Source organism: Kitasatospora sp. NPDC059408, assembly GCF_042751525.1.
Classification (GTDB): domain Bacteria; phylum Actinomycetota; class Actinomycetes; order Streptomycetales; family Streptomycetaceae; genus Kitasatospora.
The window spans coordinates 16,251-29,626 of record NZ_JBHYWI010000095.1; the positions used below are offsets into that span (position 1 = coordinate 16,251).

Genomic DNA, 13,376 nt, shown 5'->3' on the forward strand with positions numbered 1-13,376 from the left:
CCGCCGGGGCGGGGCGGGGCCCGCGGCGCTAGGACCGCGTGCGGCGCCGGCCGGGACGGAACGTGCGGGCGGGCTCCTGGCCGGCGACCCCGCCCGCCTCGGCGGCCTCGGCGGCCCGGGCCTGCTGGAGCTCGGCCTGCTGGGCGAGGCGGGTCTCGCAGTGGTCGAGCCAGCGGATCTCGGCCTCGGTCTGGAAGATCAGCTGTTCGAGGACGAGCAGCCAGGCGAGGTCGCTGCCCGCCGAGGCGGGCGCGGCGCCGGCGCCGGGCCGGGCCTCGCCGGCCAGGGCCCGGCCCTTGAGCCGGGTGTAGTCCTGGAGCGCCTTGATGCTGTGCCGGCGCTGGCCCTGGACGACGGCGGAGACGTCGACCCCGGGCACGGTGACGGCCATCGCGAGCTTGATCGCGAGTTCGTCGCGGGGCGGGTTGGTGCGCGGAACCGGGGTGTCGAACCAGGCGCGCAGTTCGGCCCGGCCGGCCTCGGTGACGGCGTAGAACTGGTGGCCCTCGTCGTCCTCCCCCGCGGGTTCGACCAGGCCGTCGCGCTCCAGGCGGGCGAGCGTGGTGTAGACCTGCCCGACGTTGAGCGGCCAGGTGGCGCCGGTGCGCGCCTCGAAGTCGGTGCGCAGCTGGTAGCCGTAGCGCGGGCCCTGGTCGAGCAGGGCGAGCAGACCGTGACGGATGGACATACTCAGTATGTATACCCGGTATGCCCTCCCGGCTCAAGCGACGCGACCGGCCCCGGCGAGCGGGTACCGTCGTGCGGTGTGAGCCACTTGCGCATCGCCACCTTCAACCTGCTGCACGGTCAGCCGCTCGCCGCGGACGGCGCCCCGCGGCCCTATCCGGCCGACGCCGGCGACCCGTTGGCGCAGGCGGTGGCCGCGCTGGACGCGGACGTCCTGGCCCTGCAGGAGGTGGACCGCCACCAGTCGCGCTCGGGTTGCACCGACCAGGCGGCCGTCGCCGCCAAGGCGATGGGGGCCGCCGACTGGCGCTTCGCCGCCGCGCTGCACGGGCGCCCGGCGCCGGTGGCCGGCTGGGTGCGCGAGCCGTCCGGGCCGAACGGCCTGAAGGTGTACGGGCCGGGCGAGGTCGGCGACGGCGCCGCGCCCTCGTACGGGACGGCGTTGCTGACCCGGCTGCCGGTGCGCCACTGGCGGGCCCGGCGCTTCGCCCCGGCCCCGTTCGGGCTGCCGCTACGGGTGGCCGGGCGGCGCGGCCTGACCCCCGTGCCGGACGAGCCGCGGGCCGCCCTCGCGGCGGTGCTGGAGGGCGAGCACGGCCCGTTCACGGTGGTGGCCGCGCACCTGTCCTTCGTGCCCGGGTGGAACATGGCGCAGCTGGCCGGCATCCGGCGCTGGATCGCGGACCTGCCGCAGCCGTACCTGGTGCTGGGCGACTTCAACCTGGTGGGCGCGGTGCCGCGCACGGTGCTCGGCGGGGCGACGGCGCTGGAGCGCACCGCGCCGCGCACGCGCGTGCGGGAGCTGCGCGAGGCGCGGCGGGCCCGGCCGGTGCTGGCCGGGCCGCGCCGACGGCGGGTGCGCGAGCCGCGGGCCCGGCTGCAGGGCTGGTACGACCTGGCGCGCACGCCGACGTACCCGGCGCACCGGCCCGCGGTGCAGTTCGACCACGTGCTGGCGGTCGGTGTGCCGCGGACCGCGGTGGGCCCGGCGGCGGCGCCGCACACCGGGGTGTCGGACCACCGGCCGCTGGTGGTCGAGGTGGCGCTGTAGCCTCCGGCCCTCGGCCGTTGCGGCCCCGGGCCTCAGTTGAGGTGCGAGAGGGCCCCGTTCTGGTGCGGGACGTGGGCGATCTGGGCGGACTGGGGTTCGTACTGGAGGAGCAGCATGGCCGCGTCGTCGCCGAGCTGGCGCCCGACGTGGCGCACGACGTCCTCGTGCAGGCGCAGCAGGACGTCGGCCGGGCGGCCGTCGGCGCAGTGCGGGAGGCGTTCGGCGAGCGGGTAGAAGGCACCGGAGCGGTCCCGGGCCTCGATGACGCCGTCGGTGAACAGCAGCACCCGGTCCCCGGGCAGCAGGGCCGTGCGGTGCACCGGCGGGCGGACGTCGGCCGGGTCGAGGACGCCCAGCGGCGGCACGGTCTCGGCGAGTTCGAGCGGGCGGACCTCGGCGCCGCGCAGCAGGAGCGGCGAGGGGTGCCCGCAGTTGACGATCTGGGCGGTGCCGTCCGGGGCGACGCCGATCAGCACGAGGGTGACGAACTCCTCCTCGACGCCGGGGTGGTCGTTCTCGTGCAGGGCCCGGTCGAGGCTGACGGCGAGCCAGCCGGCCACCCGGTCCAGCGCGGGCTCCTGGTGCGCGGCCTCGCGGAAGGCGCCGAGGACGGCGGCGGCCGTCTCGACCGCGCCGAGGCCCTTGCCGCGCACGTCGCCGACCACGGCCCGGACGCCGTGGCGGGTGTTGACGACCTCGTACAGGTCGCCGCCGATCCGCGCGTGGGCGGCGGCGGCCTCGTAGTGGACGGCCGCGCGGACGGTGCCGACCCGCTCGGGGACGGGCCGCAGCAGCACGCGGCGGGCGATCGAGGCGACGAGCTGCGCGTCGGCGAGCGCCCGTTCCTGGCGCAGGCGCAGGGTGGCGCTGACCCAGCCGATCGCCGCGACCAGGACGATCGCGACGACGCTGGCGGCGTGCACGGACTGGCCGAGCGCGTCGCCGCGGAAGGCCATCAGGAAGGCCACGGCCTCGGTGCACAGGCCGATGGCGAGCGGGTACCAGGTGCGGCGGCTGACCACGGCGGCCAGCGCGGGTACGGCGGTGAGGGCGGGTTCGACCGTGACCTCGGTGCCGCTGACGTAGTCGAGGAGGACGATCAGCGCCATGCCGATGTAGGGCAGCGCGAGCGCCGTCCTCGGCCAGGTGCCGGTCGTGCCCGGAGCGGGTCCCGGGGTCGGCCCGGTGAACCGCTCTCTGATCCATCCGGTCGCGCTCAACTTCGGTTTCTCCAGCAGAAGACGCCGATGCCCGGAGGCACCTGCGGCGATGACTGAGGGTTAGGAAATGCGGGCCTCGCCGGCGGCCGGAGTACGGGGGTTGACCGGTTACCGACCCCACAATAGGCGCGAAACGTGCACTACGCACAGGTTTCGCCCGTTGCCATGATGACTTGGATGCTCTCCGTGACTCATTCTTCACTGTTCCCGATCAGGAGCCGTTCCAACTCTTTTCGGTCGGGAAGTCCTGACGGTCGCACGACGCGCCCGCTGCGGACGTACAGGAACGACGCCGTGACCTGCTCCGGCGGGACTCCCGCGTACTCGGCCCACGCGACCCGGTAGACCGCGAGCTGCAGCGGGTCGGCGGTCTCCTCGCGGTGGGTCTTCCAGTCCACCACTTCGTAGCGTGACGCACCACCGGATCCTGACGTTTCGTCACCTTCCCGGTAGACCGCGTCGATCCGGCCGCGCACCACCCGGCCCGCCAGCACCAGCTGGAACGGCGCCTCCACCCGGTACAGGCGCCGGCCGGCGTACGGGGTGCGCAGGAACGCCTCCTTGAGGCGCTCCAGGTCCTGCTCGTCCTCGACGCCGTCGTCGTCCGCGCCGGGCAGCGCGCCGGGCTCGACCAGCAGCAGTGGTTCGATCCGGGACTGCACCCACGCGTGGAAGCGCGTGCCCCGGCGGGCCGCGGGCTGCGGGGGGCGCGGCATCGGGCGGGCGAGGTCGTGCGCGAAGCCGTCCGGGTCGGCGGCCAGGCGCAGCAGCTGGGTGGCGGACAGGGCGGCGGGCAGCGGCACCTCCCGGACGCTGCGCCGGGTCCGCTCCAACTCGCCCAGCAGGGCGGTGAGATCGCGGTCCCAGGACTCGACCTGGCGGCGGTCCTCGGCGCCCATCGGCTCCGGTTCGGGGGCGGGCGCGCCGGCGAGGCGGGCGCGCACGACGGCGGCGACGCGGCGCCGGGCGTGCTGGGCGGCCGGGTCCAGCGGCAGCGGCCAGGGCCGCTCGGCGGGCGCGGCGAGGGCCGGGTTCTCGGCGCCCTTCTCCGGTTGCTCGGCCCAGTGCTCGATCTCACCCGCGCCGGGCCGCTCGCAGTGCTCCCGCAGCTGTTCGAGGAACGCGGACGGGCCGCGGACGGTCTTCTGGGTGGGCCCCCACCAGTGGCCGGAGGCGAGCAGCAGGGAGCGCGGCCGGGTGAACGCGACGTAGCCGAGGCGCAGTTCCTCGACGCCGGAGTGCTCGGCCAGCTCCTTCTTGAACGCGGCCACCGACTTGGCGTTCCAGCCGCCGCGCACGTCGGGCAGGGTGGCGGCGTCACCGCGCAGGGCGTGCGGGAGCACGCGCTTGGTGCTGGTCCAGCGCTCGCGCGGGCTGCCGGAGGGGAACGCGCCCTTCACCAGGCCGGGCACGGCGACGACGTCCCACTCCAGGCCCTTGGACTTGTGGGCGGTGAGGACCTTCACGGTGTCCTCGCCGCCGGGCAGGCTGCTGTCCAGGCCGCGCTCGTACTCCTGGGCGGCGCGCAGGAAGCCGAGGAAGGCGGCGAGGCCCGGGTCGCCGTCGAGGTCGGCGAAGGAGGCGGCGACGTCCAGGAAGGCGTGCAGGGTCTCGCGGCGGCGGGCGGCCAGTGCCTGCGGGGAGGCGGCGAGTTCGACCTCCAGGCCGGTGGCGGCGAGGACCCGGTGCAGGACGTCCATCAGCGGCTCGGACAGCGAGCGGCGCAGGTCGCGAAGCTCCTGGGCGAGGCGGGCGAAGCGCACCCGGGCCTCGGCGGAGAACGGGAGGTCGTCGGTCTGATCGCCCTGATCGGCGTCGAGGAAGGTCTCCAGGGCGTCGGCCAGCGAGACCACCTCGGTCGGGTCGGTCTCGGCGACGGCGGCGGCCAGCGCCTCCACGCCCTCGGGCCGGCCGGTGCGCACGAGGTCGGCGGCGCGGCGCCCGAGCAGGGCGAGGTCGCGCGGGCCGATCCGCCAGCGCGGGCCGATCAGCAGCCGCACCAGGGCCGCGTTCGCGGTCGGGTCCTGGAGCACCTCGCAGACCGCGACCAGGTCGGCCACCTCGGGCAGCTGGAGCAGCCCGCCGAGGCCGACCACCTCGACCGGCACGTCGCGGGCCACCAGCGCCGCGTGGATGTCCGGGAAGGCGGCGCCGCCGCGGCACAGCACGGCGATCCGGCCGGGCGCGGTGCCGGTGCGCACGAGGTGGGCGACGGAGTCGGCGAGCCAGTCGACCTCCTCCGCGTGGGTGGGCAGCAGCGCGGCCCGGACGAAGCCGTCGTGCTCGGCGCCGGGGGCCGGGCGCAGCGCCTCGACGCCCTCGTGCATGGCGCGCAGCGGCGCGGCGAGTTCGTTGGCGAAGGCGAGCAGGCGCCCGCCGCTGCGGCGGTTCTCGCTGAGCGCGTAGCGGGCGGCGGGCCGGCCGCCGGCCCGCGGGAAGTGCCGGGGGAACTCGTCGAGGTTGGCGACGGAGGCGCCGCGCCAGCCGTAGATCGCCTGGCAGGGGTCGCCGACGGCGGTGACGGGGTGGCCGCCGCCACGGCCCTCGGGCCCGGCGCCGAACAGCCCGGCGAGCATGAGCCGCTGGGCGACGGAGGTGTCCTGGTACTCGTCGAGCAGCACGACCCGGTACTGGCCGCGCAGGAGTTCGCCGACCTCGGGGCGGCGCTGGGCGAGCCGGGCGGCGGCCGCTATCTGGTCGCCGAAGTCCATCAGTCCGGCGGCGGCCTTGCGGCGCCGGTAGTCCTCGACCAGGCGCAGCAGTTCGAGCCGGGCGCGGGCGGTGGCGGGGACGGCCCGCAGGTCGTCGTTGGTGAGCTTGGCCGTGGCGAGGGCGTCGAGCAGGTCCTCGTCGTGGGCGCGCAGGGTGTCGGGTTCGACGAGGTGTTCGGCGAGTTCGCCGTCGAGGGCGATGAGGTCGGCGACGAGGTTGGCGAAGGTGCCGGTGAGGGCGGGGAACGGGCCGGGGCTGGTGCGCAGCACCTTGGCGGCGAGCTGGAAGCGGGTGGCGTCGGCGAGCAGCCGCACGTCGGGTTCGACGCCGATGCGCAGGCCGTGCTCCTTGAGGAGGCGCCCGGCGAAGGCGTGGTAGGTGGAGATCTCGGGTTCGCCGAGCGGCTCGGCGTCGTCCGAGTCGGCGACGCCGGCGCGCAGGAGGGCGGTGCGCACGCGTTCGGCGAGCTCGCCGGCGGCCTTGTTGGTGAAGGTGAGGCCGAGGACCTCCTCGGGGCGCACGGCGCCGGAGCCGACCAGCCACACCACCCGGGCGGCCATCACGGTGGTCTTGCCGGAGCCGGCGCCGGCGACGATCACGGCGGGTTCGAGGGGGGCGCCGATGGCCGCCATCTGCTCCCGGTTGAACGGGATCCCGAGCAGCTCCTTGAGCTGGTCGGGATGGCTGAGCACGGCGGTCACCCCGCAACGTTAACCGGAGCGGCGGACATTCTTTGCCCCGCGACCATCACTCCACCAGCTGGGCCCCGTCGCGCTGGGCCGAGCAGCTGCGGCGGAACGCGCAGCGGTCGCAGCCGCCGCCGGTGCGGGGCACGAAGCGCTCGGCGAGGACGCGTCCGGCGGCCTCGGCGAGCAGGTTCTCGATCCACGGCGCGCCCTCGGGCGGCTCCTGGCGCTGCACCTTGGGGGCGTCCTGGGCGGCCTTGGCGGCCGGCTCGCGCAGGTGGACCAGCTCGGCGCCGCCGGCGTGCGGGGCGCCGCCGGCGAAGCCGGGCAGCTCGTTCAGCGCCCCGGCCCGGACGGCGAGCTGGTAGACGGCGAGCTGCTTGTGCTCGGGCAGCGACTTGTCGGTGGGGATCTGCTTGCCGGTCTTGAAGTCGACGACGTAGGCGCGCCCGGCCGCGTCCTTCTCGACCCGGTCCATCGAGCCGCGGATGCGCACCGAGACGCCGCCGACGTCGAGGGTGACGTCGAAGCCGTGCTCGGTGGCGACGAGGTCGCGGCCGCGTTCGAGGACGTGCCAGTTGAGGAAGCGCTCCAGGGCGGCGCGGGCCTCGGTCTTCTCCTGCCGGGACTTCCACGGCGCGTCGAAGGCCAGCGCGTCCCAGACGGTGTCCAGGCGCTCCATGAGGACGGCGAGATCGGCGGGGGTGCGCCCGGAGCCGACCTCGTCGGCGAGGGCGTGGACGACGTTGCCGAAGCCCTGCGCGGCCGAGCCGCGGACCTGGGCCTTGACCTCCTTGTCCAGGAACCACTGCAGCGAGCAGTTCTCCAGCTGCTCCAGGCCGCTGCCGGACAGCCGCACCGGCAGGTCGGGGCCGCGCAGCGGCTCGGGGGCGGCGGTCGGGTCGTCCAGGCCCCACCAGCGCTCGGGGTGGGCGGCGGGCACGAGCGGCAGCCCGTCCTCGTCCGCGGCGGCGGCGAGGACGGCGAGGCGTTCGGCGGCGGCCCGGCGCAGCTCGGGCGAGCGGGCCGGGTCGACGGTGACGGCGCGCAGCTCGGCGACGAGCGCGTGGACGGCGAGCGGGCGGCGCGGGCGGTGGGTGACGTCCTCGACGGTGACGGGCGGGGTGCGGCGCACGACGCGGCCGGTCGCGGGGTCGACGTCCTCGCGGTAGAGCTCGCGCAGGAAGCGGGAGGGCTCGTCGCCGTCCTCGGCGGGCGCCTTGACGGCGGTGACGATCAGCCGTTCCTTGGCGCGCGTCGCGGCGACGTAGAAGAGGCGGCGTTCCTCGCCGAGCAGGGCGGCCGGGGAGAGCGGTTCGGCCAGGCCGTCGCGGCCGATCCGGTCGGCCTCCAGGAGGGAGCCGCGGCGGCGCAGGTCGGGCCAGAGGCCGTCCTGGACGCCGGCGACGACGACCAGGCGCCACTCCAGGCCCTTGGAGCGGTGCGCGGTCATGAGCCGGACGGCCTCGGGGCGCACGGTGCGCACGGTGAGGGTGTCGGCGGCGATGTCCTGGGCCTCCAGCTCGGCGAGCAGGTCGAGGGCGCTGCGGTGGCCGGTGACCTGCTCCTCGGCGCGGGCGGCGGTCTCGAACAGGGCGCACAGCGCGTCGAGGTCGCGGTCGGCGTTGCGGCCGGCGGCGCCGCCGCGCAGGGCGGCCCGCTCCAGGCGCTCGCGCCAGCGGCGGCTGCCCTCCCACAGCGCCCACAGGGCGTCCTCGGCGGTGCAGCCGCCGGCGAGCGCCTCGCGGACCTTGCGCAGCAGCGTGCCGAGGTCGCGGGCGCGCCGGGCGGGGGTGCCGCGGGTGTGGAGGGGGTCGAGGGCGATGAGCCGCTCGGGCTCGGCGAGGGCCTCGCGCACCAGCTCGCCGGCCGGGCGCAGCGCCGCGGCGGGGCGGCCGTCGGCGCGCAGCGCGGCGCGTTCCTCCTCGCGCAGGGCGCGGCCGAGGCGGCGCAGGTCGGAGCCGTCGAGGCCGCCGAGGGGGCCGGTGAGCAGGGCGTGGGCGGTGTCGGTGGTGAGGGGATCGGCGGCGTCCGGGTCGCCGTGCCGGTCGCGGGCGGCCTGCTCGGCGCAGACCCGCAGGGCGAGCAGCAGTTGGGCGACGGCGGGCTCCTCGCGCAGCGGCAGGTCGTCGCCGTCGATCTCCAGGGGCACGCCGGCCGCGCCGAGGGCGCGCCGCACGCCCGGTATGGAGCGGGCGCCGGCCCGGACGAGGACGGCCATCTCGCCCCACGGCACGCCGTCCTCCAGGTGGGCGCGGCGCAGCAGGTCGGCGACGGAGTCGAGCTCGGCGCCGGGGGTCGGGTAGGTGTAGACCTCGACCCGGCCGCCCTCGCGGGAGGGCAGCAGGGCGCGGTGCTGGGCGAGCTTGTCGGCGGGCAGGCGGCCCATGGGCATGCGGCGGGCGAGTTCGCGGGAGGCGGCGAGCAGGACGGCGCCGGAGCGGCGGGAGACGCGCAGCACCCGGACGTCGGCGGGGGCGCCGTCGGCGCGGGGGAAGGTCTGCGGGAAGTCGAGGATGCCGTTGATGTCGGCGCCGCGGAAGGCGTAGATCGACTGGTCGGGGTCGCCGACGGCGACGAGGTCGCGCCCCCCGCCGGCGAGCCGGCGCAGCAGGCGGACCTGGGAGGGGTCGGTGTCCTGGTACTCGTCGACGAAGACGACGTCGTAGCGGGCGCGCAGGTCCTCGGCGACCTCGGGGCGCTCGGCGAGCAGGACGGCGCGGTGGACGAGCTCGGCGTAGTCGAGGACGCCGCGCAGGTCGAGGACGTCGAGGTAGTCGGCGAGGAAGTGGGCGGCGGCGGCCCAGTCGGGGCGCTGGACGCCCTGGGCGAAGCGTTCGAGCTCGGCCTCGCCGAGGCCGAGCTCGCGGCTGCGGGCGAGGACGGCGCGGACCTCGTCGGCGAAGCCGCGGGTGGTCAGGCAGGCGCGCAGGTCCAGCGGCCAGGGGATGCGGGAGCTGCCGAGGCGGGCGTCCTCGGCGCCGCCGGCGAGCAGTTCGCGGACCATGACGTCCTGCTCGGGGCCGGACAGCAGGCGCAGCGGCTCGGCGTAGTCGGCCGGGTCCTGGTGGGCGCGCAGGAGGGCGTAGCAGAAGGAGTGGAAGGTGGTTGCCTGCGGGGCGGGGGTGGAGGTGGCGAGGCGTCCGGACATCCGGTCGCGCAGCTCCATGGCGGCCTTGCGGCTGAAGGTGAGGACCAGGATCCGCTCGGGGTCGGTGCCGCGCTCGATGCGCCGGGCGACGGCCTCGACGAGCGTGGTGGTCTTGCCGGTGCCCGGCCCGGCGAGCACCAGCAGCGGCCCGCCGGGGTGCTCGACCACGGCGCGCTGGTACTCGTCCAGCGCGGGCGGTGCGGGCTGGACGAGCGGGCTGCGCACGAGCCGGAAGGGGGTGCTCACGCGCCCGCCTCGCTACGCTCGGCAGGGGCGTTCACCCATGCGCACTTCCTGATGGTTCGCTCGCTGCGCTCGCTCACGCGCCCGCCTCGCTACGCTCGGCAGGGGCGTTCACCCATGCGCACTTCCTGATGGTTCGCTCGCTGCGCTCGCTCACGGAGGTTCCTGGGGTCGAACAGGGGCATGACGGGGGCGGGCCGCGCGGGCCCGCCCGCATCGAGCCTACGATCCTGCCCCGTCAATCCCCTCGGCGTCCCGGGTTCAGGGGGATTGGGAACCGTCCCAGCGGGCGCGCTTGAGGTCCACGCGCGGCGGGTCGGAGAGTTCGCGCAGCGGGGTCCCCTCCTCGCCGTAGTGGGCGAGGGCGCGCTGCTCGTGGCCGGGCAGGAAGCGTCCGTCGGCGCGGATCACCCGCCACCAGGGCACCGAGCCGCCGTACAGGGCCATGACCCGCCCGACCTGGCGCGGACCGCCCTGGCCGAGGTACTCGGCAACGTCCCCGTAGGTCATCACCCGGCCGGGTGGAATCCGCTCGGTCAGGTCGAGAACCAGTTCGGCGAAGGGCGGCAGGTCCGCCGGGAAGCCGTCGTCGTCAGCGTCCGTCACCTGCGGCATTCTTCCTTATGGGGGCGCGTGCGGAACCCCGCGGATTCGATCCGCCGCGCCCGATCCGGCCCCTGTCCAGCACGGGGGGCCGGGGCATGCCACCATCTTCCGGGGCGGTGAGTGGTGATACGAGGACAAGACCAGATGACCGGGACGGCAGACGTGGGCGCGCACGAGGACTCCGACGAGTCCGCCGCCCGCATGCCCGCAGGTCCCGGCGGTGAGCCCGCTCCCGGGCCCGCGCCGGAAGTCTCCCTGATCAAGGACCGTACGATCAAGACCCCCCAGCCGACCGGCCCCGCCGCGACCCCGACCGTGCCGCTGCCCGAGCCCGCCCAGGCGCCCGAGGCGGGCCCGCGTCCCACCGGCGCGGCCGTCCCCGGGGCCGTCCCGGAGCCGGTGCCCGCCCCCGAGCCCGCGCCCGCACCCGACGCCACGACCGCGGAACACGCCCTCGCGTCCTTCCACGACCCGCTGGACGACACCCCGCACCTGGACGTCGACGAGCCGCTGCTCGCCGCCCGCGCGCACCGCCCGACCGACCTCCTGCGCTTCCTCGCCGGCGTCTTCGGGATAGTCGCCGTGTTCGTCCTGGCCGGCGTGGCGACCTCGACCACCACCGGCATCGAGCAGGACATCGCGACCAACGCGCCGCGCTTCTCCGCGGTGCTGTCCACGATCACCGGCCTGCTCTCCAGCGTCGCGGTGCTGGCCGTGCCGCTGGCCTTCGCGGTCGAGCGGCTGATCAAACGCGACGGCCTGCGGGTCGCCGACGGCGTCCTCGCCTCGGTGCTCGCCTACGGCGTCTCGCTGGGCATCGACTGGTGGGTCGCCGAGGGCGCCTCCGAACACATCAGGGACGCCCTGACCAGGCTCCCCATGGACAGCAACGGGGCCCTGACCGACCCCGTCCACGGCTACCTGGCGCCGGTGATCGCCTACATGACCGCCGTCGGCATGTCGAGCCGACCACGATGGCGGGTCGCCCTGTGGGTCGTGGTGGTCTTCAGCGGGATCACCGAACTGCTCGGCGGCTACACCACCCCGCTGTCGCTGCTGCTCACCGTCCTGATCGGCTGGTCCGTCGCCTACGGCACGCTGTACGCGATCGGCTCGCCCAACATCCGCCCCACCGGCCAGCACCTGATGATCGGCCTGCGCAAGGTCGGCTTCACCCCGGAGAGCGCCCACCGCGCCCCCGACGCCCCCGGCGGCACCCGCCGCTACTACGTCGCGCAGCAGGACGGCCCGCCGCTGGACGTCCACATCATCGACCGCGAGCAGCAGGCCTCCGGCTTCTTCTACCGCGCCTGGCGCCGGCTGCGGCTGCGCTCGGTGGCCGTGCGCCGCAGCCCCCAGTCGCTGCGCCAGGCGCTGGAGCAGGAGGCCCTGATCGCGTACGCGGCGGCGGCCTCCGGGGCCCGCGCGCCGCAGCTGGTCGCCACCTCCGAGCTCGGCCCGGACGCCGCGATCCTCGTCTACGAGAACGTCGAGGGCCGCACCCTGGACGAGCTCTCCGACGACGAGGTCACCGACCGGGTGATGGCCTCGCTGTGGGAGTCGGTGGCCGCCCTGCACGAGCGCCGGATCGCCCACCGGCGCCTGACCGGCGAGTCGCTGCTGGTCGTCGACGACAAGACGGCCTGCCTGGTCAACCTGTCCGGCGGCGACATCGCCGCCACCGACCTGACCCTGCGCATCGACGTCGCCCAGCTGGTCACCACCTTCGCACTGCGGATCGGCCCGGAGCGCGCCGTGGCCGCCGCCAACGCCGTGCTCGGCGCCGAGCGGGTCGCCCAGGCCCTGCCGCTGCTCCAGCCCGTCGGGCTCTCCCGCTCCACCCGCATCGACCTCGCCAAGCTCTCCAAGGAGCGCAAGACCGCCGCCCGGGCCAAGGCCCTGGAGCAGGTCGCGGCCGGCGAGCGCACCCAGCAGCAGGCCGAGGAGGACATCGCGGCGGCCGGCGAGGACCTGCTCAGCCGCATCCGCGGCCAGATCCTCCAGATCGCCCCCGAGGCCCCGATGGAGCCCGCCAAGCTGGAGCGGCTGAAGCCCAAGAGCCTGATCATGGTAATCGCGCTCACCTTCGCCGCGTACCTGGCGCTGACCACCATCAAGCCCGCCCAGCTCAAGCTCTCCCAGATGGACTGGGCCTGGGCCGCGGCGGCCCTCGTGGCGGCCGCCTTCAGCTACGTCGCCGCGGCGATGAGCCTCACCGGCTTCGTGCCCGAGAAGCTGCCGTTCCGGCGCACCGTGGCCGCCCAGCTGGCCGGCTCCTTCGTCAAGCTGGTCGCCCCGGCGGCGATCGGCGGCATCGCGCTCAACACCCGCTACCTGCAGAAGGCCGGGATCCGCTCCGGTCAGGCGGTCGCCTCCGTCGGCGCCTCCCAGCTGGCTGGCCTGGCCGGGCACCTGCTGCTGCTGTTCAGCTTCGGCCTGATCACCGGCAGCCAGACCAACGGCGACCTCTCCGCCTCCCGCGCGGTGATCATCGGCGTGCTGACCGCCGCCGTGCTCGCCCTGGTCGTGGCCGCCGTCGCGCCGCTGCGCCGCTTCGTGCTGGGCCGGCTGCGCTCGCTGTTCTTCGGCGTGGTGCCGCGCATGCTCGACCTGATGCAGACGCCCAGCAAGCTGGTCACCGGCTTCGGCGGAATCCTGCTGCTGACGCTCTCGTTCACCGCCTGCCTGGACGCCTCCGTGCAGGCCTTCGGCGGCAGCGTCAGCTTCTCGGCCGTCGCCGTCGTCTTCCTGACCGCCAACGCGGCCGGCTCCGCGATCCCCACGCCGGGCGGCATCGGCCCGGTCGAGGTCGCCCTGATCGGCGCGCTCACCGTCGCCGACGTCTCCCCCGCCGTCGCCACCCCGGCGGTGTTCCTCTACCGGGCGCTCACCTTCTGGCTGCCGGTGCTGCCCGGCTGGATCGCCTACAACGTGCTCCAGCGCAAGCACGCGCTCTGAGCGTCACGAGACAAGCGCGCGTACGGAGGAGGGCCCCACCGCTCGGCGGTGGGGCCCTCCTC

General features: G+C 75.6%; 7 protein-coding genes. 2 read left to right on the forward strand and 5 right to left on the reverse strand.

The features are described from left to right. Nucleotides 1-28: 28 nt before the first annotated feature. Nucleotides 29-688 (reverse strand): PadR family transcriptional regulator, encoded by a 660-nt coding sequence (locus ACFXDE_RS38080; RefSeq protein WP_380498920.1) that lies wholly within the window; start codon nt 686-688, stop codon nt 29-31. Between the two features lie 78 nt (nt 689-766). Between ACFXDE_RS38080 and ACFXDE_RS38085 the strand changes: the two genes are divergently transcribed. Next, on the forward strand, nt 767-1,738 hold the full coding sequence (locus ACFXDE_RS38085; RefSeq protein WP_380498921.1) for an endonuclease/exonuclease/phosphatase family protein: 972 nt from the start codon (nt 767-769) through the stop codon (nt 1,736-1,738). A gap of 32 nt (nt 1,739-1,770) precedes the next feature. On the opposite strand, the gene ACFXDE_RS38090 is transcribed toward ACFXDE_RS38085, so the two are convergent. The 4 genes from ACFXDE_RS38090 to ACFXDE_RS38105 all read right to left on the reverse strand — a co-directional run bounded on the left by ACFXDE_RS38090 (nt 1,771) and on the right by ACFXDE_RS38105 (nt 10,365). Next, entirely contained in the window at nt 1,771-2,958 is a 1,188-nt protein-coding gene (locus tag ACFXDE_RS38090; protein ID WP_380438251.1) for a PP2C family protein-serine/threonine phosphatase, read from the reverse strand. Between the two features lie 191 nt (nt 2,959-3,149). Next, nucleotides 3,150-6,371, reverse strand: coding sequence for a UvrD-helicase domain-containing protein (locus ACFXDE_RS38095; protein WP_380498922.1), 3,222 nt, complete (start codon nt 6,369-6,371; stop codon nt 3,150-3,152). A gap of 46 nt (nt 6,372-6,417) precedes the next feature. After that, nucleotides 6,418-9,753 (reverse strand): ATP-dependent helicase, encoded by a 3,336-nt coding sequence (locus ACFXDE_RS38100; protein ID WP_380498923.1) that lies wholly within the window; start codon nt 9,751-9,753, stop codon nt 6,418-6,420. 258 nt (nt 9,754-10,011) lie between these two features. Further along, nucleotides 10,012-10,365, reverse strand: coding sequence for an MGMT family protein (locus ACFXDE_RS38105; protein ID WP_380498924.1), 354 nt, complete (start codon nt 10,363-10,365; stop codon nt 10,012-10,014). 135 nt (nt 10,366-10,500) lie between these two features. Between ACFXDE_RS38105 and ACFXDE_RS38110 the strand changes: the two genes are divergently transcribed. Then, nucleotides 10,501-13,314, forward strand: coding sequence for a flippase-like domain-containing protein (locus ACFXDE_RS38110; RefSeq protein ID WP_380498926.1), 2,814 nt, complete (start codon nt 10,501-10,503; stop codon nt 13,312-13,314). Nucleotides 13,315-13,376 lie beyond the last annotated feature (62 nt).